General features: G+C 69.5%; 18 protein-coding genes. 7 read left to right on the top strand and 11 right to left on the bottom strand.

Annotation, left to right across the window (positions count from 1 at the left end):
• Window positions 1–24: 24 nt before the first annotated feature.
• The 4 genes from FE263_RS00630 to FE263_RS00615 form a co-directional block, all read right to left on the bottom strand.
• Entirely contained in the window at window positions 25–2,121 is a 2,097-nt protein-coding gene (locus tag FE263_RS00630; protein WP_240758920.1) for a S46 family peptidase, read from the bottom strand.
• A gap of 148 nt (window positions 2,122–2,269) precedes the next feature.
• Window positions 2,270–4,159, bottom strand: coding sequence for a S53 family peptidase (locus FE263_RS00625; protein WP_138324029.1), 1,890 nt, complete (start codon window positions 4,157–4,159; stop codon window positions 2,270–2,272).
• Between the two features lie 180 nt (window positions 4,160–4,339).
• The gene (locus FE263_RS00620) at window positions 4,340–6,787 is read right to left on the bottom strand and encodes an EAL domain-containing protein (protein ID WP_138324028.1); all 2,448 of its coding nucleotides are present in this window, start codon (window positions 6,785–6,787) and stop codon (window positions 4,340–4,342) included.
• A 58-nt stretch (window positions 6,788–6,845) separates the two neighbouring features.
• Window positions 6,846–8,792, bottom strand: coding sequence for an ABC-F family ATP-binding cassette domain-containing protein (locus FE263_RS00615; protein WP_138324027.1), 1,947 nt, complete (start codon window positions 8,790–8,792; stop codon window positions 6,846–6,848).
• Window positions 8,793–8,885: 93 nt separating this feature from the next.
• Between FE263_RS00615 and ndk the strand changes: the two genes are divergently transcribed.
• Both ndk and FE263_RS00605 read left to right on the top strand, forming a co-directional pair.
• Window positions 8,886–9,308, top strand: coding sequence for a nucleoside-diphosphate kinase (gene ndk, locus FE263_RS00610; RefSeq protein WP_138324026.1), 423 nt, complete (start codon window positions 8,886–8,888; stop codon window positions 9,306–9,308).
• A 23-nt stretch (window positions 9,309–9,331) separates the two neighbouring features.
• Window positions 9,332–10,588, top strand: a complete 1,257-nt coding sequence (locus FE263_RS00605) for an MFS transporter (protein ID WP_171033867.1) — start codon at window positions 9,332–9,334, stop codon at window positions 10,586–10,588.
• Here the strand turns inward: FE263_RS00605 and FE263_RS00600 are convergent.
• From FE263_RS00600 to purM, 5 genes are all read right to left on the bottom strand, one after another.
• Entirely contained in the window at window positions 10,542–11,024 is a 483-nt protein-coding gene (locus FE263_RS00600; RefSeq protein WP_171033866.1) for an RES family NAD+ phosphorylase, read from the bottom strand. The two genes, FE263_RS00605 and FE263_RS00600, sit on opposite strands and share 47 nt — an antisense overlap.
• Window positions 11,021–11,515: an antitoxin Xre/MbcA/ParS toxin-binding domain-containing protein gene (locus FE263_RS21960; protein ID WP_171033865.1), complete on the bottom strand. Its 495-nt coding sequence runs from the start codon at window positions 11,513–11,515 to the stop codon at window positions 11,021–11,023. The genes FE263_RS00600 and FE263_RS21960 overlap by 4 nt, the downstream gene beginning before the upstream one ends.
• 95 nt (window positions 11,516–11,610) lie before the next feature.
• A complete protein-coding gene (locus FE263_RS21955) occupies window positions 11,611–11,775 on the bottom strand; it encodes a hypothetical protein (RefSeq protein ID WP_171033864.1) in 165 nt (54 codons plus the stop codon).
• 52 nt (window positions 11,776–11,827) lie between these two features.
• Window positions 11,828–12,445, bottom strand: coding sequence for a phosphoribosylglycinamide formyltransferase (purN, locus tag FE263_RS00595; protein ID WP_138324023.1), 618 nt, complete (start codon window positions 12,443–12,445; stop codon window positions 11,828–11,830).
• Window positions 12,446–12,448: 3 nt separating this feature from the next.
• On the bottom strand, window positions 12,449–13,516 hold the full coding sequence (gene purM, locus FE263_RS00590) for a phosphoribosylformylglycinamidine cyclo-ligase (protein ID WP_240758919.1): 1,068 nt from the start codon (window positions 13,514–13,516) through the stop codon (window positions 12,449–12,451).
• Window positions 13,517–13,623: 107 nt separating this feature from the next.
• Here purM and FE263_RS00585 point away from each other — a divergent pair, with 107 nt between their 5' ends.
• The 4 genes from FE263_RS00585 (at window position 13,624) to FE263_RS00570 (ending at window position 17,123) form a co-directional block, all read left to right on the top strand.
• Window positions 13,624–14,382, top strand: a complete 759-nt coding sequence (locus tag FE263_RS00585; RefSeq protein WP_138324021.1) for a P-loop NTPase family protein — start codon at window positions 13,624–13,626, stop codon at window positions 14,380–14,382.
• Between the two features lie 77 nt (window positions 14,383–14,459).
• Window positions 14,460–15,713, top strand: a complete 1,254-nt coding sequence (locus FE263_RS00580; protein ID WP_240758918.1) for an NRAMP family divalent metal transporter — start codon at window positions 14,460–14,462, stop codon at window positions 15,711–15,713.
• A gap of 171 nt (window positions 15,714–15,884) precedes the next feature.
• Window positions 15,885–16,427 (top strand): GNAT family N-acetyltransferase, encoded by a 543-nt coding sequence (locus FE263_RS00575; protein WP_138324020.1) that lies wholly within the window; start codon window positions 15,885–15,887, stop codon window positions 16,425–16,427.
• A 327-nt stretch (window positions 16,428–16,754) separates the two neighbouring features.
• Window positions 16,755–17,123, top strand: coding sequence for a hypothetical protein (locus FE263_RS00570; protein WP_138324019.1), 369 nt, complete (start codon window positions 16,755–16,757; stop codon window positions 17,121–17,123).
• Window positions 17,124–17,270: 147 nt separating this feature from the next.
• Here FE263_RS00570 and chrA read toward each other — a convergent pair whose 3' ends face one another.
• Window positions 17,271–18,473, bottom strand: a complete 1,203-nt coding sequence (gene chrA, locus FE263_RS00565; protein ID WP_138324018.1) for a chromate efflux transporter — start codon at window positions 18,471–18,473, stop codon at window positions 17,271–17,273.
• Window positions 18,470–20,341: a gamma-glutamyltransferase family protein gene (locus tag FE263_RS00560; protein ID WP_138324017.1), complete on the bottom strand. Its 1,872-nt coding sequence runs from the start codon at window positions 20,339–20,341 to the stop codon at window positions 18,470–18,472. The genes chrA and FE263_RS00560 overlap by 4 nt, the downstream gene beginning before the upstream one ends.
• 213 nt (window positions 20,342–20,554) lie before the next feature.
• Here FE263_RS00560 and FE263_RS00555 point away from each other — a divergent pair, with 213 nt between their 5' ends.
• Window positions 20,555–22,837: an RNA degradosome polyphosphate kinase gene (locus tag FE263_RS00555; RefSeq protein WP_456306563.1), complete on the top strand. Its 2,283-nt coding sequence runs from the start codon at window positions 20,555–20,557 to the stop codon at window positions 22,835–22,837.
• Window positions 22,838–22,847 lie beyond the last annotated feature (10 nt).

Raw genomic sequence — 22,847 nt, 5'->3', positions numbered from 1 at the left:
CCCGACCGGCCTCGGGCGGAAGCCTCAGGACTTGCCGGCCGCCCCTGCGTGACCACCGAGATGGCCGCTTACCAGCTCGTCCGCCAGCGCCTGGTTGCGGTAGACGGTCTTCAGCGCCGCGAGCAGGGCGGTGGTGTCGACCGAGACCGCGCGGTTCTGGCTGCCATCATAGGTGAAGTCGCCGCCGAGCGAGTGGATGTTGCCGTCGAAGATCAGCCCGACCGCATGTCCCTTCGCATCGATCACCGGGCTGCCCGAGTTGCCGCCGATGATGTCGTTGGTGGAGGCGAAGTCGAACGGCGTATCCAGGTCGAGCTTCGACTTCGCAGCCAGCCAGGGCTTGGTGAGCTTGAACGGGTCGCTGCCGGTGGCACGGTCGTACAGCCCGGAGAACCTGGTGAAGGCCGGCACCTGGTGGCCGTTCTCGTCCCAGCCCTTCACGGTGCCGTAGGACAGACGCTGGGTGAAGGTGGCGTCCGGATAGACGCTGGTGCCGGCGCGGGCGAAGCGGGCCCGGGCGAGCGCCTCGCTGGCCTCGCGCTGCGGCGCCTTGACCTGGTTGTCCCACTGGTCGCGCAGGCTGCGGGCGAGCGGCTCCACCGTGCGCGCCAGCACGATCATCGGGTCGGTCGACTTGTCGATCGCCGCCTGGCCGCCGTGCCAGAGCTGCATGCGCACCTTGGCGTCGCCGAGGTTGGTGAAGTTGACCAGATGCGTCGACATCTCCTCGGGCGACTGCTTGCCCAGGATCGTCTTCACCGCCGCATCGTCGGCGCCGAGCGACTGCCGCAGCCGCGTCAGCGAGAAGGCGAGCAGGGTGCGCTCCAGGTTCGGATGCACCGGCGCGCTGGAGCCGAGCTGCGCCTCGATCGCCGGCAGCTTGGCGTCGTGGTACTCGCTGAGGCGGTCGGCGTCCGGCTTGGCTCGCTCGGCGGCGCCGCGCACCAGCATCTTGGCATAGCCGAACAGGTCGCCGGCAAAGCCGCGCGGCGCCCGGGTGCCTTCCAGCATTACGTACGGAACGAACAGCCGGCGCTCGGCCACCAGCGACGGTGCGAGCGTCGCCCACGGATCCCCGTACTGGTTCTTGCGCTGCGGATCGGCATCGATCCACTGGCGCAGGCTGTCCTCGGCCTTCTGCTTGGCGGCCAGCATCGACGGGTCGGCCAGTGTCTGCAGCCAGCCGGTGTAGACCTTGAGGCTGTTCTCGACGCCGAACACCTCGTCCTGGGCGTCCTGCGCGGCGCTGGCGCCGGTGCGGCCGTATTCCCAGAGAATGCCGTCCAGGGTCGAAAGATAGCCATAGGTCGAAGGCAGCTCGAGATCACGCAGCAGCTGCAGCTGGGCCACCGGTTCCTCGCGCGAGGTCGAGCCCGGATTGCCGGAGGTGAACACCAGCTGTCCATCCTTCGGGCCGGCGGGGTCGAACGGGAAGAACTGCGTGTGCGCCGGATGGCCGTTGTCGTACGCACGCAGGAACGTCACGTCGAGGTCGTAGCGCGGGAAATTGAAGTTGTCCGGATCGCCGCCGAAGAAGGCCGCGTTCTGGTCCGGTGCGAACACCAGCCGCACGTCCTGGTAGCGGCGGTAGCGGTACAGCGCGGTGCGGCCACCATGGTAGAGCGTGACCACGTCGCAACGCCAAAGGGTGGCATCGCCGCCGACGCAGGATTTCTCGATCGAGCTTTCAGCGGCCTGCTGCGCGCGGGTGTAGTCGGCGCCATGCTTGCCGGCGAGCGCCGCGTTCATCCGCGGCGTGACGTCGCTGATGGTGTCGAGCCGGTCGAGCTCCATCGCCGGGCATTTCGGCTCGCGTGCCTGGGCTGCCGAGGTGTAGCCGTCCTGCATGTAGTTGTGGCTGGCGCCGGAGAGTTCCGAAAGGCACTCGTTGGCGCAGTGATGGTTGGTCATCACCAGCCCGTCGCCGGACACGAACGACGCCGAGCAGCCGAGTGCCAGGCGGGCCGAGGACTGCGTCACCCGCTTGATCCAGTCGGCCGACGGCGTGAAACCGTACTGCGCCTGCATCTGCTTCACCGGCAGGTTGTCCATCGTCCACATGCCTTCCTCGGCATGGGCGGCGGAAGCCCATGGCGATGCGACCAGGAGCGCGGCGAGCATGCCGTATCGCAGAGCGTTCGGGCGGTATCCGGGTCGCATCATAAGCGGAATGACCAGTCTGGGCAGTTGCGACAGGGTCAATATCCGGCTTTGCGTGCTTGACCAAGTGGCCGGCGCCCCTGGCGGGATGCCGGCCGGTTGGAGGTGATCAGTAGTATTTGAGCGCTTCCAGGCCGAGCAGCAGCTTGGTGGCGTCCAGCTTGCCGATGCCCGAGGCGTTGTCGAAGCCGTTGGCCGCCTTGTAGCCCCAGTTGTCGCCCGCGTTGACCTCGTTCGAGGTCAGGTTGGAGAGCTGGTAGATCGCCGGGCTGAGCTGACCGGTGCGGCCGCCGAGCGCCTGCACGAACAGCGCGTTCACGCCGTTGAGCTGCGGCGCGACGAAGCTGGTGCCGCCGTAGAAGTTCTGCACGGCACCTTCCTCGATCAGCTGGTAGCCGGATTCCGGGTCGGCATTGGTGCTGATGTCGGGCATGTTGCGGCCGGCGAAGTTCGACGGCAGCGTGACCTGCAGCACGCTCCCCGAGCCGCTGTTCTCGGTGTAGGTCTGGTTCGGCACCGTCCGGGTGATGCCCTTGGTGGTGGTCTGGTACCAGGGCAGGCCCCAGAACGAACTCACGCCGCCGCCGCCGCCGGTCGAGAAGAACTCCGACACCGGATAGACCGAACCCTTGCCCTGCGCCGCCGCCTCGTTGGTGATGTAGTCCCAGCCCCAGGCCTGCTCCACCGCCACCGACAGCTTCACGCCCGCCGAGGTGGTCAGCGAGAAGGGCAGGGTGGTGCCGCCGGCGGCGGTCACCAGCGGATCGCTGGACGGATGATCGACCGCATAGGGCGCGTTGCAGGTCGGCGCGGCTGCGGTCGGGGTGCCGTAGGCCGGGCAGCCGCGCACGGTGTCGAACGAGCCGGAATCACCGGCTGCGATGAACACGCTCTGGCCCTGCAGCGCCATTTCCAGGAACGCCTCGTGGAAGACCTCGAGCTGGTAGGTCTCGCCCGGCGTGTTGGTGGCGGCGTCGTAGAAGAAGTCGAGTTCCGGCTGGCCCCAGCTCGACGACACCGTGTCGGCGATGTTCTCGGAGGCGGCGGCCTCGAAGCCGTCGATGAAGTTCGCGTTGCTGATGTTCGGCGAGACATAGACGCGCTCGCTGGCGCCCGGCGCGATGCCGCCGCTCTGCTCGACATCGAGGTCGGTCTCGCCCTCGCCGTCGGCGTTGTTGGTGCTCGCGGTCTCGCCGCCATCGACGCTGACCTTGGTGATGCGCGATTGCGAGACGTTCAGTCCGATCTGTTTCCAGAACGAGTAGGCGTCGGCGGTGTTGAAGTCGTTCAGGGTCACGATGCCGATGGTGGTGCCGCGCCCGTTGATGCCGCGCTGGCTGATCGGGGTCACGTCGTAGAACTTCTCGAAATCGGCCGGCAGGTAGTTGCCCGGCGTGCCACCGGTCAGGGTCGCGCCGGCAGCGGCCGAAGCGGCGGCGGCGGCAGAGGGCTGGGCGGCGGCGAGTACCGGAGCGGCGACATGCCGCGCCTTCGGATGGGCGATGGTGTTCAGGCCGCCGATGCCGCTGATCATGCCGGAGAGCGCCTGCGGGATCTTCTGGGCGGTGGTCGAGGCGGTGCCGGTGCGGCCGTCCACGGTGAACTGCTTGAGGGTCACCCCGAAGGTGGCGGCCACGTTGTTGACCGAGCTGCCGACCTCGATGGCGAGGTGGTTCGCATAGACGTACTGGATCGTGAAGCCGAGATTCTGCAGCGTCGCCTCGACCTTGGCGATCTCCGCGTCACTGTCCGCATAGGCTGCGACGAACTGCTTGACGCTGAGAAATTTATGATAGGTCGCGCTGCCGGGCGTCTGCATGGCCCGGGCGGCGGCCTCGGCGCCCGCGAGGTTCTTGATCGGCAGGTAGACGGTGAGTGCCAGCGGCACGCCGATGGTGGGGTCCGCGGCGGACGCTGCGGGGGCCGCGGCCGTCGCGGCAAGCACCCCGCCGAGCACCGACGCCACCGAAGTGGTGAGATAACGCTTCAAGGCCGACATCAATCATCCTCACGTTCGCCAGTGGATCGAGAGGTCCCCGGGCCCACCACGCACGCGTGATACGAGGCCGGATCGTTGTCTCATCACACGGGGTGAAGGAAGGTTAATGACGCAGGGCGAAACCCGTCAATACGTTGCTCATGGATAGATTTTGATCGCCGATGGTAAAGTGGCGGGCAATCAGGCCACGCGGGTTGCCTCCAGTTCCGGCTTGCGGTCCGCTCTGCCTCGTGGAGAGGCACCTGTCACGGCCGGACGGGCTTCCATGCGGTCCGGGCGTCCAAGCAGGTAGCCCTGCACCTGGTCGCATCCCTTGCCCTGGATCATGGCGAGCTGCTGCGGCGTCTCGACGCCTTCGGCCACCACCGTCAGGCCGAGATGATGGCCGAGCTCGATGATGGTGCGCACCAGCAGTCCCGCGCCCTCGCTCTGGCCGAGCGGACGCACGAAGGAGCGGTCGATCTTGATCTTGTCGACGGCGAACGAGGACAGGTAGCTCAGGCTCGAATAGCCGGTGCCGAAATCGTCGAGCGAGACCCGGACGCCCTGCGCGCGCAGCGCCGAGAGGGTCAGGATGGCGTCGCTGGTGTCGCTGATCAGCACGCCCTCGGTGATCTCGATCTCGAGCCGGTCCGCCGGCAGGCCAGACTCGAGCAGTGCTTCGGCCACCATCTCCGGCAGGTTCGACTGGCGGAACTGCAGCGGCGACACGTTGACCGCGATGGACTGCCGCGCCGGCCATTTCGAGGCCTCGATGCAGGCGGTACGGATGGCCCACTCGCCGATCGGCACGATCAGCCCGGTCTGCTCGGCCAGCGGGATGAAATCGATCGGCATCACCATGCCGCGGCGCGGATGATGCCAGCGGATCAGCGCCTCGTAGCCCTCAATCGCGCCGCTGCTGCAGCTGACCAGGGGCTGGTAGTGCAGCTCCAGCTCGTGGTTGGCGAGTGCTGCGCGCAGCTCGTGCTCGAGCACGACGCGGTCGAGCAGCAGCTGGTCCATGGCCGGCTCGAAGAAGCGGAACGAGCCGCGCCGCTCCTGCTTGGCCTGGTGCAGCGCCGTCCCTGCAGCCCGCAACAGCGTCGCCTGGCTGGAGGCATCGCCGGGATACAGCGCGATGCCGATGCTGGCGCCCGGCGTGATCGTCAATCCGTCATGCGCGAACGGCCGGACCAGGCTCTCCAGCAGCCGGCCCGCCAGTGCGCCCGCCTGCCTGGCATCCTCGCCGCCCAGCCCGGCCTGCGGCCGCAGCGCGCAGGCGATGATGAACTCGTCGCCGCCGATGCGCGCCAGGATGTCGCTGTTGCGCAGCTCGCCGGCGAGGCGGCGGGACAGCTCGGCCAGCAGCAGGTCGGCGCCCTGGTCGCCGAGCAGGTCGTTGCAGGCCTTGAAGCGGTCCAGGTCGAGATGCAGCAGCGCCACCTGGTCCTGCTGCGCGTCGCAGTCAGACAGCATCTGGGTGAGCCGCTCCTGCAGCAGCAAGCGGTTCGGCAGGCCGGTCAGCGCGTCGTGCTGTGCCATCCGGCGGATGGTCTCCGCATCCCGGCGACGCTCGGACTGGTCGACCAGCGCCACCGCCGTCGCCGGCCGGCCGAGGAAGTCGATCGCGCGGCACGCAACCTCGACCGGCACCAGCCGGCCCGACTGCAACTGCACCTCCAGCTTCGCCGGCACCTGCGGCTCGCCGCCATGGCCCATCTGCGCTTCCGCGGCACTCCGGCTGCCAGCGGAGAACAGGTCGAGGAAGCGGCGGCCCAGCATCGCCTCCTCGGAGGTATCCAGCAGTGCCGCTCCCGCTTCATTGACCTCCAGGATGAGGCCGTCCTGGTGGATGATCATGCCCTCGCGCGAGATCGAGCCCAGCAGGCGCAGGCGCTTCAGCTCCAGCGTGGTGCGGTTGTGCAGGTGCTGTTCCATCAGCGCCGCCGCCAGGGTCGCCGCCAGCACGGCGAGGCTGGCGGTGCCGACCGCGATCGCCAGCAGGGCGTAGCCCAGGCCGGGATGCGCCGGGGTGACGGGTCCCAGCGTCACCGAAAGGGCCGACATGCCGATGAAGTGCACGCCGAGGACGCAGGCGCCGAGCCAGGCGGTGACTTCCACCCGTCGCCGCAACTGCTGCAACTGCCCGGCGCGGGCGAAGGCGATGCAACCCAGCACGACGCCGCAGAGCAGTGCCCCGGCAAGCTGCCGGCGATCCACGGTCACCACGCCGGGGAATTCCATCGCGGCGACGCCGACCTCGTGCATGGCGGCGATGCTCAATGCGAGCACGCTGCCGCCGAGCATGGAGGTTACCGCGCGCGGCACGTCGAGGCGCGTGCAGAGCAGTGCCAGCAGGGTTCCGAAGCTGATGACCAGGATCGAGGCCAGGGTGAGCCCGAGGCGATAGACGCTGTCGGCACCCGGCAGCCAGGCGAGCATGGCGATGAAATGCAGCGACCAGACGCCGCAGCCGAAGATGGCGGCCGCCGCGGCCAGCCAGACGACCGCGGTCGCCGGGCGGGCACGCTGGGCCCGGGAGGCCAGCGTCAGCGTCGTGAAGCAGGCCAGCATGCAGATGCAGGCCGCCAGCAGCAGCAGCCGCGGATCGTGCTGGCCGGCTATGCAACCGATTACGCGCATCATGGGAAAGTCGGTTCGCCCCGGCAGATACGATCAACAATGCAACGATCTCGGCCGGATTTCAACATTCCGTGTTGGCCGCCTCGAGTTCCTGCTCCGCCAGCAGCCATTGTTCCTCGGCGTCCCCGGCCGCCCGCTCGATCACGGACAGCCTGGTGTTGATGGCGATTATTTCGGCGGACCTGCCCGAAGCGTAGGATGCCGGATCGGCGAGCCGGGCCTCGAGCAGGGAACGTTCGGCGGCAAGCTGCGCCAGCCGCCGTTCGGCATCCTGGGCACGCTTGCGGACCGGCGCCAGCACCCGCCGCTGCTCCGCGCGATCCCGCCGTTCGGCCTTCTCGCCGGCTGGCGGAGCTCCCGGCTGACGACCGGCTTGCGTTGCTGCCTGGCTGCCGGCGGCCTGCGTCCCGCCGGGTCCCTCTGCCGTGCGGCTCGCGATGCGCGCGCGCTCGCCGAGCCAGGCGCGGTAGTCGGCCATGTCGCCCTCGAACGGCTGCACGGTGCCGTCGCCGACCAGCCACAGCCGGTCGGCGACCAGCTCGACCAGATGCGCGTCGTGGCTGATCAGCAGGACCGCGCCGGGAAATTCAGCCAGCGCCCGCACCAGCGCCTCGCGGGCGTCGATGTCGAGATGGTTGGTGGGCTCGTCCAGGATCAGCAGCTGCGGCGCATCGCGGGTGGCCAGCGCCAGCAGCAGCCGTGCCTTCTCGCCGCCGGAGAGGTCGCGCGAGGCGGTATTGGCGCGGTCGGCATCCAGCCCGAAACGGGCCAGCTGGCTGCGCAGCACGGTCGGCGTGGCGTCCGGCAGCGCGCGGGCCATGTGCGCAATCGGGCTCTCGTCCGGCAGCAGCTCGTCGGCCTGGTGCTGCGCGAAGTAGCCGACACGGAGCTGCCGGGCGGCAGCGACGGTGCCGCGCATCGGCGCCAGCCTGCCGGCGACCAGCTTGGCGAAGGTCGACTTGCCGTTGCCGTTGGCGCCGAGCAGGGCGATGCGGTCTTCCATGTCCATGCGCAGGGTGAGCCCACGCAGGATCGCCCGCCCGTCATAGCCGGCATCGACGCGCTCCATGGTCAGCATCGGCGGCGCCAGCTGGGCCGGCTCGGGGAAGGCGAAGCGGGTCGGCGCGTCCTCCACCACGCTCTCGATGTGGTCGAGCTTCTCCAGCGCCTTGATGCGGGCCTGCGCCTGCCGCGCCTTGGTCGCCTTGGCCCGGAAGCGGTCGACGAAGGACTGCATGTGGGCGCGGCGTTGGGCGATCCGTTCGGCCGCGCGGTTCTGCTGCAGCGCCTGCTCGGTCCGTATGCGCACGAACTCGTCGTAGCCGCCCGGGGTGAGCGACAGCTTGCCATGGTCGAGATGCGCGATCGCGTGCACCGCTCGATCGAGCAGGTTGCGATCGTGGCTGACGATCAGCGCCGCACCGGCGAAGCGGGCGAGCCAGTTCTCCAGCCACATCGTCGCCTCCAGGTCGAGATGGTTGGTCGGCTCGTCGAGCAGCAGCAGGTCGGGCTGCAGGAACAGCGCGGTGGCCAGCGCCACCCGCATGCGCCAGCCGCCGGAAAACTCGCTCACCGCCCGGGTCTGCGCCTCGGCGTCGAAACCCAGGCCGGCAAGGATGGTGGCGGCGCGTGCCGGAGCGCTGTCGGCGCCGATGGCGAGCAGGCGCTCGTGGACGTCGGCGAGCCGGGCGGGATCGGTCGCGACCTCGGCTTCGGCAAGGAGGCCGGCACGCTCGATGTCGCCGTCGAGCACGGTCTGCAGCAGGTTGGCCGGGCCGGACGGTGCCTCCTGCCGGATGCGCGCCATGCGGGCACGCGACGACAGCCGGATCTCGCCGCCGTCGGGCGCGATGTCGCCGGCGATCGCGGCCAGCAGGGTGGACTTGCCGGCGCCGTTGCGACCGAGCAGCCCGACCCGGCGGCCCGGCTCGACGGTGAGATCGGCATTGTCGAGCAGGGTGCGCCCGGCGATGCGCAGGGTCAGGTCGGAGATGACGAGCAGGCTCAAGCGTGTGTCCCGGGACGGAGCGCGTGTGGTCAGGAGATCGGATTTGCTCTAGATGCCCGGCCGGGATCAACCACCTCCACAAGGAACCAGGACATGGCGACCGAGCGCACCCTTTCCATCATCAAGCCGGACGCCACCCGGCGCAACCTGACCGGCCGCATCAACGCCCTGTTCGAGGAAGCCGGCCTGCGCATCGTCGCCCAGAAGCGCATCCGCCTGTCCGACCTGCAGGCCGGCGCCTTCTACGAGGTGCATAAGGAGCGCCCGTTCTATGCCAGCCTGGTATCGTCGATGACGGCCGGCCCGGTGGTGGTACAGGTGCTGGAAGGCGAGGGCGCCATCCTGAAGAACCGTTCGGTGATGGGCGCCACCGACCCGAAGAAGGCCGAGCCGAACACGGTGCGCGCGCAGTTCGCCGAGAGCATCGAGGCCAACTCCGTGCATGGCTCGGACAGCCCGGAGAATGCCGCCGCCGAGATCGCCTTCTTCTTCGCCGGGACCGAGATCCTGCCCTGAGCCGAACCACCCACCCGGCGGCGGTGCCGCCGGGACAGGTTCTTGCGGCCGTCGTCGGCAACACCCTCGAGGTGTTCGACTTCATCGCCTACGGCACCTTCGCGGTGATGATCGGCCGGGCCTTCTTCCCGGCACACGATCCCGGGCTGTCGCTGCTGCTGTCGGTGTCGACCTTCGGGGTCGGTTTCGTCACCCGCCCGCTCGGCGCGCTGCTGATCGGCGCACTCGCCGACCGCCGCGGCAACCGCGCCGGCATGCTGGCGTCGCTGGCGCTGATGGGTGCCGGCAGCCTGATCATCGGCCTGCTGCCGGGCTACGACACGCTCGGCAAGGCCGCTCCCATCCTCCTGGTCGCGGCGCGCCTGATCCAGGGCATCGCCTGGGGCGGCGAGGCCGGACCCGCCACCGTCTTCCTGCTCGATGCCGCCGGTGCCGGACGCCAGGGCCGGCTGGTTGCCTGGCAGGGGGTGAGCCAGGCGGCCGCGGTGTTGTTGTGCGGCCTGCTCGGCGTGCTGCTGGACCTGCTGCTCGGGCCGGGCGCGTTGTCCGATTGGGGCTGGCGGGTGCCGTTCCTGCTCGGCACTGCGGTCGTGCCGGTCGGGCTCTGGCTGCGTTCCGGACTGCATGCACCGAAGCAGACGGCCTCTCCGGAGGCTGGATCGGCATTGCATCCGTCACTGAGCCGGGTGCTGTTCTGCGGTTTCGTCATGATGGCGGGCGGCACCGTCAGCCAGTATTTCCTCAACTTCTCGACCAGCTACGCCCTGACCGCGCTGCACCTGCCGATCCGCAACGCGCTGTCGGTGGCCGTGGTGATCGGGATCTGCGCGGCGGTGGCGGCCTGGGGCGGCGGCGTGCTGTCGGACCGGATCGGCAGCAGGCGGGTGGTGATCTGGCCGCGCCTGGCTCTCGCTCTGCTGGCGGTGCCCGGGCTGTGGCTGGTCTCCAGCGGCGGCAGCACCGCCATGTTCATCGCCCTGTGCGCGGTGATCGCCGTGCTGCAGGGCGCGGCCTTCGTCGCCAGCATCGTGTTGATGGTGCAGCACCTGCCGCAGGCGCTGCGCGCGACCCGGTTCGGCATGATCTACGCGGTGGCGATCGCGGCCTTCGGCGGCACCGCGCAGATCGCCTTCGTCTGGCTGATCCACAGCACCGGCAGCGTGATCGCGCCGGGCTGGTACCTGCTGCTGGTCAACCTGCTCGCCGCCGCCGCAGCGATGGCGCTGCCCGAGGCTAGAACCGCTGCAGGCGCGGGTCGTAGAGCCATCGCCGCATCTTGACGGCCCTGATGCCGGGGGTATCCGGGTGAAGCGGATTGATCAGGACGTTGCACTCGTCCGGCACGATGATCGACGGCACCCGCAGCAGCGCCGACGCCCTGGACCGGCTCCAGATGGTGCCGAACCGGATGCTGGCGCGGCCTGCCGGTTCCGCATCCCACCCGGCCGGGACGCTCGCCGAGGTCTCCACCCGCGCCGCCATCCAGATCGCCTCGGGGATGGTGATGGATACGAGGAACCGGTTGAGCGGCAACCCGCCGGTGTTCAGGTGGACGATGGTCTCGAGGCAGGCGAGTGCCTGCGTTTCCGACGTGTAGACCATCGGCGCACCGGCCTCGTTCCAGCGTCCGCCGGTCCGCTCGGCGCCGGCTCCGGAGAGATCGTCAGCCTCGTAGTCCGGCGTGTCGGTCGCGATCCGCCAGACGGTGACGCTCAAGCGTAGGCGCCACTTTCCGCCTGTGCCAGAGCCGTCGAGACGATGCCCTGGCCTTCCATGGTGTCCATGAGATCGACCGGCCGCCTGCCGCCAAGTGCCGGCAACGGCTCCGACAGCCAGCGCGCCATCCATGCCCGGGCATCGAAACCGGCCGCATCCCCGGCCTCCTCGACCATCGCCTCGAGCTGGCCGACGAGCCTCGCGAAGCCGACGACCCGCTCGCTCTCGTCGGGTGACAGCGTCTCCCCGACCTTTGCCTTCTTGTTGACGGTGGCTTCCGACAGGTTGAGCGCGCGGATCCCGGCGCCCTGGGCGAGGGTCAGATCCGCGAACATGCGCTTGGCATCCGCGGCCGGGATGCCGTGCCGGATGATGTCGATCCGCTCCAGCGGGGTGGCGCGATAGAGGGCCGTGTAGGAGAGCTTCGCCTCGGGCTCCACCCGGGCCGGGGCGACGAGGACTCGGGAAAGCGACGCGGCTGTGTCAGCCATTGGAATGCTCCTTTGAGCAATACATATGCTCAATCGAGCAATTGTCCACTGCAAACCACGCTGAGGGGATTTGGTCGCCGGGGCGTCATGGCCCGTCAGACCAGCGTCCAGTCCAGCAGCACGACGATGGCGATCACCACCATCACCGCCCAGAACGCGGCCCGGCAGAAGCGCGCCCAGAACAGCTGGCGATCCGCCATCAAGGCTTCCGCCGTGGTCGGCAGCGGCGCGTGGTCGCTGGATGCAGCGTGCTCGGCCATGACGTGTCGGTCCTCCTGCAAGATCCGGATCATAGTCTAGGCCGGTTTCCGGTCAGACCGCGAGCAGCACGCCTTCGTGCAACGGTTCCGCTCGCGCGCCTTCCAGATGCCGGCGCAGGGCCAGCGGATACAGGCGATGCTCCTGTTCGAGCACGCGAGCCGCCAGACTGTCCGGCGTATCATCGGGATGCACGCAGACCGCCGCCTGGCCCAGGATCGGCCCGTCATCGACCCGTTCGGTGACCAAATGCACCGTGCAGCCATGCAGCTTGACCCCGGTGGCAAGCGCGCGCTCATGGGTATGCAGGCCAGGAAACGCGGGCAGCAGGCTGGGGTGGATGTTCAGCATGCGCCCGGTCCAGGTGCCGGTCAGCAACGGGGTGAGCAGGCGCATGTAGCCGGCGAGGCAGACGCACGCAATGCCGGCCTCGCGCAGTGCCCCGTCGATCTGCCTCTCGTGGGCGGCGCGATCGCGACCGTGCGGCCGGTGGTCGATCGCCTGCGCCGGGATGCCGGCGTCGCGCGCCGCATCCAGGCCGGGGGCATCGGGATTGTTGCTAAGCACCAGGGCGATCTCGGCCGGATAGTCCGGCGCCGCGCAGGCCGCCATCAGGGCATGCAGGTTGCTGCCGCGTCCGCTGACCAGGACCGCGACGCGTGTGCGCGCCATCGGTCAGGCCGCGAGGAACGCGGGCATGCCGGCGTAGCGCAGGGTGGCCGGCGCGCCGTCGGTCCCGGCCTCGATGCGTCCGAGCACGACGGCATCCTCGCCCATCTCGGCGAGCAGGGCGGTGGCGCTGGAGACGTTGGACACGATCAGCGCCATGCCGATGCCGCAGTTGAACACCCGCAGCATCTCCTCGGGCTCGACGCTGCCGGCCCGAGCAAGCCAGCCGAATACCGGCGGCGGCGTCCAGGCGTCGCCGTCGATGGCGACCACCGTGCCGGCCGGCAGCACCCGCGGCAGGTTGCCGGGCAGGCCGCCGCCGGTGATGTGCGCCGCGGCGCGCAGCAGGCCGGCGCGGTGCAGCGCCAGTACCTGCTTCACGTAGAGGCGGGTCGGCACCATCAGCGCCTCGCCGAGCGACAGCCCGGGGGCGAACGGCGCCGGATCGTCCCAGCCGAGGCCGGCCTCGCGCACGATGCTGCGCACCAGCGAGAAGCCGTTCGAATGGACGCCGCTGCTGGGCAGGCCGAGCACGATGTCGCCCGGTGCGATGGTCTTCGGCAGCAGGGCACCGCGCTCGGCCGCACCCACCGAGAAGCCGGCGAGGTCGTAATGGCCGGGACCGTACATGCCCGGCATCTCGGCCGTCTCGCCGCCGACCAGCGCGCAGCCGGACAACCGGCAGCCCTCGGCGATGCCGCGCACCACCCGCGCCGCCGCGTCCACGGCGAGCTTGCCGGTGGCGAAATAGTCGAGGAAGAACAGCGGTTCGGCGCCCTGCACGACAAGGTCGTTGACGCACATGGCGACCAGGTCGATGCCGACCGTGTCGTGCCGCCCGGTCTCGATGGCAACCATCAGCTTGGTGCCGACGCCGTCGGTGGAGGATACCAGCACCGGGTCGCGGAACCCGGCCGCCTTGAGGTCGAACAGCGCGCCGAAGCCGCCAAGTCCGCCCATCGTGCCGGGCCGGTCGGTGGCGCCGGCGGCCGGGCGGATCGCCTCGACCAGGCGCTCGCCCGCCTCGATATCGACCCCGGATGCGCGGTAGGTGCCTTCAGCTGGCTCGGTCATGCGTGTCGCGGCCCTTGGTGGGAGGAGTGCCGCCATGGCTGGCCGGTGGTTCCTCAGGTAGATGCAGTGCGGGTTCCTTTAGGGCAGGCGGGGCGCTTCGTAAAACAGTGACAGCTGCAGCCGATCATCCGGGCGACACCGCCGAAACCGCGTCGCTGCGCCAGCTGGCGCTGCCGTTCGCGCACCGGCCGCGCTTTGCCCGCGCCGACTTCATCGCCGCCCCCTCGAATGCTGCCGCGCTGGCTTGGCTCGAGCGTCGGCGCGAGGCGGACTGGCCCGATCACCGGCTGGCGCTGTGGGGGGCGGCGGGCAGCGGCAAGACGCACCTGCTGCAGGTCTGGGCACACGACCACGACGCCCTGCTGCTGCCCGGCACCGCGCTGCGCGGCCTGACCCGGCTGCCGGATGCCGGCGGGATCGCCCTCGACGACGCCGACCTCGCCACCGACGAGCGCGCCCTGCTGCACCTGCTGAACGCCGCCCGCGAGGAGCGGCTGCCGATCCTGCTGGCCGGCCGCGAGGCGCCGTCGCGCTGGGACATGCGGCTGCCCGACCTCGCCAGCCGGTTGCGGGCCACGGTGGCCGTCGGCCTGCGTCATCCCGAGGAGGGTCTGCTGCGCATCCTGCTGCAGCGCCTGCTGGCCGAGCGGCAGCTCGCGGTGGCGCAACCGGTGGTGGACTGGCTGCTGCTGCGGCTGCCGCGCCGGGCGGATGCGATGCGCGAGGCGGCGCGCCGGCTCGACCAGGCGGCGCTTGCGTCGGGGGGTGCCGTCACCCGTACGCTTGCGGCCCTGGTGCTGGAGGAGCTGCTGGCCGGGCCACGCGAGGTCATGGAGGACACGCCGGAAGCGGCGTCCCTGCTGTAGCGCCGCAACCGTTGACACCGGCGCCGCCGGCCCCTCTCCTGCCGCGCCCCGATACCCGGGATGCAGGAAATCCGCTCGTGGCATCTTCGACCGATCTCGTCCGGAGCAGGCAAACGCGACTGGGCCGGGCCGCCGCGGTGTTCGGTCCCGGCCTGGTGGTCATGCTGGCCGACACCGATGTCGGCAGCGTCATCACCGCCGGGCAGAGCGGCGTGCAGTGGGGCTACCGGCTGCTGCTGCTGCAGTTCGTGCTGATGCCGATCCTGTTCATGGTGCAGGAGCTGACCGTGCGCCTCGGCATCTTCACCGGCCGCGGCCATGGCGAGCTGATACGCGAGACGTTCGGGCGGTTCTGGGCGATCGTGTCGGCGGCCGGCCTGGCGGTCGCCACCGGCGGCGCGCTGCTGACCGAGTTCTCCGGTGTCGCCGGCATCGGCGAGCTGTACGGCGTGCCACGCGGCATCACGCTGGCGCTGGCCGCGGTGGCGCTGCTGCTGGTGGTGATCACCGGATCCTACCGGCGGGTCGAGCGGGCGATGATCGCGATCGGGCTGTTCGAGCTGGCCTTCTTCTACGTCGCCTGGGCGGCGCATCCGCATGTCGGCGCCATGCTGCACGGCGCGGTCGACATCCCGTTCGCCAGCAAGGGCTACGTCTATCTTGCGGCCGCCAATATCGGCGCGGTGATCATGCCGTGGATGATCTTCTACCAGCAGTCCGCAGTGGCCGATAAAAAGCTGCGCCCGGAGCATTATGCCGCCGCGCGCTGGGACACCGCGATCGGCGCGGTGATCACCCAGCTGGTGATGGCGGCGGTGCTGATCGCGTGCGCCGCCACCATCGCGCCGCACCAGCCGAATGCCAGCCTCGACACCATCGGCGAGATGAGCCAGGCGCTGACGCCGTTCATGGGGGGCACCGCCGGGCGGCTGGTGTTCAGCCTCGGCGTGCTCGGAGCCGCCATGGTGGCGGCGATCGTCGCCTCGCTGGCGCTTGCCTGGGGCGTGGGCGAGGTGGCCGGCTATCGCCGGTCTCTGGAGCTGCGGCCGCTGGAGGCGCGCTGGTTCTACGGCGTGTATGCGATCTGCGTGGTCGCCGGCGCGGTGCTGGTGGCGTTCTGGCCCAACCTGGTGTCGCTCAATGTCGGCGTCCAGGTGATGAATGCGCTGCTGCTGCCGCTGGTGCTCGGCTTCCTGATCGCGCTCGCGGTGCGCGCGCTGCCGGACGCGCACCGGCTGCGCGGGCCGTATTTCTGGCTGGTGGTGGTGGTCGCTGGCCTGACCACGGCACTCGGCGTGTTCGGCGGCTTGCAGGGCGCCGGGCTGTTCTGAGCGTCCGTCGGTCGAAGGCCCGGCGTCGGCCGCAGTCCAGGTAGTCGGCAGCGCGGCCTGTAACGGGGCTGGATCCCGCAGGAAGGCGAACTGGCCGGCGGTCGGCAGCGCGTAACGATCGCCGAGCCTGGCGATGAAGTCTCACTCGGAGCCACCATCTATTGTCGACTGATGACGGAACTTCCAAGCATCGACCTGGAACATCTTCGCCGCGACCATGCGGCCGAGATGTTCGAGGGGCTGGCCGACCCGGCGGGATACCGCTTCCTGGCCTCCGACCCGCCGGCGAGCGTGGCGGCCCTGAGATCACGCTATGGGCGCCTGGCGACCGGCAGCTTGGCTGACGATGGCGAGACCTGGCTGAACTGGGTCGTCAGAAGCCGCGCGAGCGGCGCTCTCGTCGGCTACACGCAGGCGACGATCGGCGGGCGGATCGGCGATATCGGCTATCATGTCTTTCCGGCCTGCTGGCGGCAGGGTTTCGCAACCGCGGCACTGCGGGCGACATTGGACGAGCTGTTTCGCGCGGTCGCGGTCGATGAGGTGCATGCCTTCGTCGACACACGGAATTCCGCATCCATCGCGCTGCTTGCGAAACTGGGCTTCGAGCGTTTGCGAACGATCGTCGGCGCCGATCACTTCAAGGGCGGCCGCAGCGACGAATACGAGTTCCTTCTGGCGCGCAGATGGTGGATGCGATCGACGCCACCATGATCCTCCGGGCACCCGGCGCCGCAGTGCCGGAAACGTCTGTCCACGGCGGGAATGCAGCCATTTCCGCTTCAGGATCGAAACCTTCGCGATGTTGGCCAACCGCCGGGCACCACGGCCCACCGCATCGGGTGCATCAGGCGCGAAGTACTCTCGAGGATCCGGGTACTCGCCAGGAAAGATCGAAACCGTTTAGGGGGGCGAGCTCGATCTCGACGTCAAATCATCGGGTGTTGATAAGATACGTTGCGTCCCGTTCACAGGCGTAGACCTTCTTGAGTGATCGAGTGACCCTCGGGATTCATAACGACATGCCGCTGGAGAACCAACATGCGGGTTCTCGTTGCCTTCCTTGCCTTGGTATCAGTTGCCGGCTGTTCCGCGGAACCACCTCTGGTGGCCAGCTTGGCAAGCCGTGACGTTCCCTGCCTGCACCACCAATATTATGACCGGGACGCCTCGCTCGCCGACGCCATGACCGCCTGTGGCAATCGGAAGCCTGACCTGACCGGAAGCGGTGGACTGCAACAGGCTTTCCTGGCGGCCAGGATACCGTTCACGATCAGGCCGCATGCCGATGTCTATCTGAAGCAGGCTCAGGCCGAGACGATCACCGGCGGCCTCATTCCCCATGCAGGCGCGGGAGCCGGTTTCACTCCCGTGTTCGAGACGTCAATGCCCCTGAGCGACGGGCACTGAGACGTATCAGCGGGCGGCGCCGTCACGCGGATCGTCGTGATTTTTTACCAGTCGCCATGACGGAGGCGGTGCGAAACCGCTCCGGATGGTCTTCGAAGAGGAGCGGACAGCGTACAAGCTTCCCCGTCCTGCCTCTACCGTGCTGCTTCAAGGCCGCAATACCCCGAGCGTGACGCCAGCCACCGCGCCAAGCGTCACCACCGCCAGTGGCGGGAAGCGCCACAGGACCAGCAGCAGGAAACCGGTGAGCGCTGCGATGAAGTCGGCAGGGCGCAACACGGTGCCGGTCCAGAGCGGGTCGTACAGAGCCATCGCGAGCAGCCCGACCACGGCGGCGTTGGCGCCACGCAGTCCGGCGCGCGCGGCCCGGCGCTGGCGCAGCCAGCTCCAGAACGGCAGCGTTCCGAGCAGCAGCAGCCCCGGCAGGAAGATGGCGACCAGGCCGATGGCAGCGCCGGCCGCGCCGCCCGGCCCAGGTCGCGCGACAGCGCCGAGGAAGGCCGCCACGCTGAACAGCGGGCCTGGCACCGCCTGCGCCAGGCCGTAGCCGGCGAGGAAGCGGTCCTCCGTCACCCAACCCGGCGCGACGACGGCGTCGTGGAGCAACGGCAGCACCACATGGCCGCCGCCGAACACCAGGGCGCCGGCGCGATAGAATGCGGCGGCCAGCGCCAGCGCCGGATGCGCCTCGCTGATGCCGGGCAGCGCCGCGGGCAGCACCAGCAATGCCGTGAACAGCGCGAGGCAGAAGCCGGCCGCAGGTGGCGAGACCGGGCTCGGCAGAGCGGTCGCATCCTCAAGTACGACGTTGCTCCGGTCGGCGAGGATGCCGCAAGCGGCCCCCAGGGCGATCGCCGCCAGTTGTCCGACGCCAGCCGGGACGATGGCGACCAGGATCATCGCCGCCAGCGCGATCGCCGCGCGCGGCCGGTCGGGGCACAGGGTGCGCGCCATGCTCCAGACCGCCTGCGCCACCACCGAGACCGCGGCGAGGCGCAGGCCGTGCAACAGGCCGGCGCCGGCGGCGGTGCCGGCCAGCCGGACGCTCGGCGCCGCGCAGAGCAGCAGGAAAAGCGCCGAGGGCACGGTGAAACCGACCCAGGCGGCAAGCGCGCCGAGCGGGCCGGCACGCAGCAGCCCGAGCGCAAATCCGGTCTGGCTCGACGCAGGCCCGGGCAGGAACTGGCAGAGCGCCACGATCTCCGCATAGGCGGGCTCGCCGATCCAGCCTCGCCGTTCGACAAGTTCGGAGCGGAAATAGCCCAGGTGCGCGACCGGGCCGCCGAACGAGGTGAGGCCGAGCCGGAGGAAGACCAGCAGGACTTCGAGCGGGGTGCCGCGCCGGGTCAATAGGCCAGCGCCACCCCGTCCGCGCGCATCTCGGAGGCCGCCGCATAGACCCGGTCGCGGCCGGCCATCCGGTGCTCGATGCACTCGTAGCGGCCGAAGCCACCGTCCGAGGCGCCGATCGTCCAGCCGATCGCGGCCAGCGCCGCCCTTGTCGCGGTGGGCACCCCGGCCTCCAGGCGCAGCAGCCCGTTCGGTGGCAGCCCCGCGATGTCCTCGCCCATGCTCTGCGACGAACCTTCGTGATGCCAGCGGGGCGCATCGCCGGCGGCCTGGATGTCGAGGCCGTAATCGATGCGGTTCAGCACGATCTGCGTCTGCCCCATCGGCTGCATGTCGCCACCCATGACGCCGAAGGCCATCCAGGGCTGGCCGCCGCGGGTGGCGAAACCCGGAATGATGGTCTGGAACGGCCGCTTGCCCGGCGCATACAGGTTGGGGTGGCCGTCCTGCAGCGAGAACAGTTCGCCGCGATCCTGGAACATGAAGCCGAGCCCGTCGGCCACCAGCCCCGATCCCATGCCGCGAAAGTTCGACTGGATCATCGACACCATCAGGCCGTCGGCGCTGGCGGTGCTGAAATAGGTGGTGTCGCCGTGGCTCGGCGCCTCGCCGGGATGCACCGGCGTCAGGATGCGGCCCGGCTGGATCAGCTTCGCGCGCTGCGCCGCGTAGTCCTTCGAGATCAGCCAGGAGACAGGGATGTTCGCGAAATGCGGGTCGGCGTAGTAGCGCGCGCGATCCTCGTAGGCGAGCCGCTTGGCCTCCGCCTGCAGGTGGATGGAAAGTGGCGACTGGAACCCCGCATCGCGCAGGTCGAAATTCTCCAGGATGTTCAGCATCTGCAAGGTGGCCAGGCCCTGCGTGTTGGCCGCCATGCCGTAGATCTCGGTGCCGCGATAGGAAGTGACCAGCGGGTCGAGCCATTCCGAGTGGTGCCGCCTGAGGTCGTCGCGCGTCATCCAGCCGCCGATGCGACGGAAATAGCGCTCGATGGTGGCGGCGATCGGGCCGTCGTAATAGGCGTCGCGGCCGCCGCCGGCGATCATCCGGTAGGTGCGGGCAAGATCCGGGTTGCGCCGCACGTCGCCCTCGTCCGGCATGTGGCCGCCGGGCGCATAGGTGTGCATCGCATTCGCGGTCTCCTCGACGCCGCTGCCGGGACGCAGGAACGCCTTGAGGTTGCGCTTGATGTAGTAGCCGATGATCTGCGGCACCGGCGCGCCCTGCTCGCAAAGCTCGATCGCCGGCTCGAACAGCGTGCGCCATGGCAGCCGGCCATAGCGCTGGTGCATCGTCCACCAGGCATCGAGCGCGCCCGGCACCGATACGCTGATCGCCCCCAGCTTGGGGATGACGCCGTTCCTCGCCCGCTGCCGGACGGTCTCCAGGCTGAGGCCGCGCGGCGAGGCGCCGGAGCCGGCCAGGGAGACCACGCGCTGCAGCTTCGGGTCCCAGATCATCGCGTAGCAGTCGCCACCGAGGCCGGCGCTGGTCGGCTCGAGGAAGCCGAGGCAGGCATTGGCCGCCACCGCCGCATCCACCGCCGAGCCGCCGCGCCGCAGCATGGCGATCGCCGCCTGGGTGGCGATGGGGTGCGCGGTGCCGGCGGCGCCGTTCAGGCCCATCGCCGCCGAGCGCGAGGCGAAGCTGGCCCCGGACGGCCGGTCGCCCGCATGCACGTCCGGGCGCTCGAAGCGTTCGGCGCCCTCAGGCTGGAACTTGGGCAGCGTCCCGGCTGCCGGCTGGCCGTGCGGGGCGCTGCCCTGGCCGGGGCCATCGGTGGTTGCGGGAGCCGCGCCGGCAGGATCGGGCAGCAGGAGCGGGGAGGCCGCGAGGGGGAGGGAGGCGATGAAGCTGCGTCTGCGCAAGGCCGGTCGTCCTGGTGATGGTTCCTGACGGTCGGGTCGATGAAGGTTCCGGGTCAAGTCGCCGCGTCCCGGCTCGAGGCCCTATCGCGTGCTTTGCGCGGCTGGGGTTCTGCCCTACCGTTTGGCTGCAACAAGACGAGCGTGCTGGTGCCGGAACAAGCGGATCGACCCAAGCCTGAGACCAATCGCACGCGGCGGCCACGCGCCCTCGTGGTGGCTGCCGCGTCCGCGAACGTGCCGGCCCGCGCCCCGGCGCAGCACCGGCGGCCGGCCGCGGGATCCGCGATACGGGCCGGAGCCACGAACGGCGCGGTCCCGGCGATCGTGCCGGACAGCCCGGACCGCTTCATCAATCGCGAGCTCTCCTGGCTCGACTTCAACCAGCGCGTGGTGGAGGAAGCCGACAACGACCGCAACCCGCTGCTCGAGCGGCTGCGGTTCCTGTCGATCTCGGCCGGCAATCTCGACGAGTTCTACTCGGTGCGCGTGGCGGGACTGGTCGGCCAGGTGCGCGAGGGCCTGACCACCCGCTCGCCCGACGGACGCACCCCGGCGCAACAGTTGCAGGCGGTGGCCGAGCGCGCACGGCTGCTGCTCGACGAGCAGCAGCGGATCTGGCGCGAGCTTCGTGCCGCCCTCGAGGCGCAGGGTATCGTCGTCTGCGAGCCCGCCGCTCTCGGCGAGGAGGAAAGCGGCTGGCTCGAGAGCTTCTTCATGGACCGGCTGTTCCCGGTGCTGACGCCGCTCGCCATCGACCCGGCGCACCCGTTCCCGTTCATTCCCAACATGGGCCAGGTGCTGGCGCTGCGGCTGCTGCGCGACGACGACGAGCGCCATGTCATGAGCGGGCTGGTGATGCTGCCGGCCCAGGTCGAGCGCTTCATTCGCTTGCCTGCCGGCGGCCAGGCGGCTGCCGGACAAGGTGGGGCAACCCATGAGCAGGCCCGCTTCATCCTGCTCGAGGACCTGGTCGGCCTGTTCCTCGACCGGCTGTTTCCCGGCTTCCACGTCGGCGGCCACGGCGTGTTCCGCGTCATCCGCGACACCGACGTGGAGTTCGAGGAGGAGGCCGAGGATCTCGTGCGCTCCTACGAGACCGCGCTGAAGCGGCGCCGGCGTGGGGTGGTGATCCATCTCGATGTCGAGGCCGCCATGCCGCCCGACCTGTCGGCGCTGGTCGCCGACGAGCTCGACGTGCCGGTCGACGAGATGCAGCTGCATGCCGGGCTGATCGGCATGGTGGACGTGAAGCAGCTGATCGTGGACGACCGTCCCGACCTGCTGTTCGCGCCGTATGCGCCGCGTTTCCCCGAGCGCATACGCGATTTCGGCGGCGACTGCTTCGCCGCCATACGCACCAAGGACATCATCGTCCACCACCCGTTCGAGAGCTTCGACGTGGTGGTGCAGTTCCTGCGTCAGGCCGCCCTGGATCCCGCGGTGGTGGCGATCAAGCAGACGCTGTACCGCACCTCGCGCGACAGCCCGATCGTGAAGGCGCTGATCGAGGCTGCGGAATCCGGCAAATCCGTCACCGCGATGGTCGAGCTGCGCGCACGCTTCGACGAGGAGGCGAATATCCGTCTGGCACGTACCCTGGAGGCCGCCGGCGTGCAGGTGGTGTTCGGCTTCGCCGAGCTGAAGACGCATGCCAAGCTCAGCCTGGTGGTGCGTCGCGAGGGCGGCGGGGTGCGCAGCTACGCGCATTTCGGCACCGGCAACTATCATCCGATCACCGCGCGCATCTATACCGACCTGAGTTTCTTCACCTGCGATGCCGCCCTGGTGCGCGACAGCGCGCGGCTGTTCAACTACATGACCGGCTATGCGCGTCCGGCGGCGATGGACGTGCTGGCCTTCTCGCCGCTAACCACGCGCAGCACGCTCACCGGCCTGATCGATGCCGAGATCGCGTTCGCGCGTGCCGGCAAGCCCGCCCAGATCTGGCTCAAGATGAATTCGCTGGTCGATGACGAGCTGATCGACAAGCTGTACCAGGCGTCGCAGGCGGGAGTTCGCATCCTGATCGTGGTGCGCGGCATCTGTTGCCTGCGTCCCGGCGTGCCGGGATTGTCCGAGACCATCCAGGTGAAGTCGATCGTGGGAAGGTTCCTGGAGCATAGCCGGGTGTTCGCCTTCAGCAACGGCCACCGCATGCCGTCGCGCGACGCTCTGGTGTATATTTCCAGCGCCGACTGGATGGCGCGCAACATGGACTGGCGTGTCGAGAGCATGGTGCCGATCCGCAATGCGACGGTGCACGCCCAGGTCCTCGACCAGATCATGGTGATGGACCTGAAGGACAACCTGCAATCCTGGAAGCTTGGCGCCGACGCGGTCTGGCGCCGGCTGGATCCAGGCGGCAAGCCGTTCTCGGCGCACGAGTATTTCATGACCAATCCGTCGCTGTCCGGACGTGGCTCGGCGGCGCGCGGGCAGGTGGTGCCGGTGGCGCGTCCGTTGCCGCGGCGCCCCGACCGCATCCTCGAGGATTGAGGGGCAGGGC

The organism is Lichenicoccus roseus, assembly GCF_005844085.1.
In the GTDB taxonomy this organism is placed as follows: domain Bacteria; phylum Pseudomonadota; class Alphaproteobacteria; order Acetobacterales; family Acetobacteraceae; genus Lichenicoccus; species Lichenicoccus roseus.
The sequence above is the reverse complement of the archived record's forward strand: the minus strand, read 5'-3'. Positions and strand labels throughout refer to the sequence as shown.

What these genes read in the sequence shown, in the direction of transcription:
- FE263_RS21960 (WP_171033865.1), bottom strand. Translation starts at nt 11,515, where the DNA reads ATGGCTGACACAGCCGCGTCGCTTTCCCGAGTCCTCGTCGCCCCGGCC.
- FE263_RS21955 (WP_171033864.1), bottom strand. Translation starts at nt 11,775, where the DNA reads ATGGCCGAGCACGCTGCATCCAGCGACCACGCGCCGCTGCCGACCACG.
- FE263_RS00570 (WP_138324019.1), top strand. Translation starts at nt 16,755, where the DNA reads ATGCGGGTTCTCGTTGCCTTCCTTGCCTTGGTATCAGTTGCCGGCTGT.
- ndk (WP_138324026.1), top strand. Translation starts at nt 8,886, where the DNA reads ATGGCGACCGAGCGCACCCTTTCCATCATCAAGCCGGACGCCACCCGG.
- FE263_RS00575 (WP_138324020.1), top strand. Translation starts at nt 15,885, where the DNA reads ATGACGGAACTTCCAAGCATCGACCTGGAACATCTTCGCCGCGACCAT.
- FE263_RS00630 (WP_240758920.1), bottom strand. Translation starts at nt 2,121, where the DNA reads ATGCTCGCCGCGCTCCTGGTCGCATCGCCATGGGCTTCCGCCGCCCAT.
- FE263_RS00625 (WP_138324029.1), bottom strand. Translation starts at nt 4,159, where the DNA reads ATGTCGGCCTTGAAGCGTTATCTCACCACTTCGGTGGCGTCGGTGCTC.
- FE263_RS00620 (WP_138324028.1), bottom strand. Translation starts at nt 6,787, where the DNA reads ATGATGCGCGTAATCGGTTGCATAGCCGGCCAGCACGATCCGCGGCTG.
- purM (WP_240758919.1), bottom strand. Translation starts at nt 13,516, where the DNA reads ATGACCGAGCCAGCTGAAGGCACCTACCGCGCATCCGGGGTCGATATC.
- purN (WP_138324023.1), bottom strand. Translation starts at nt 12,445, where the DNA reads ATGGCGCGCACACGCGTCGCGGTCCTGGTCAGCGGACGCGGCAGCAAC.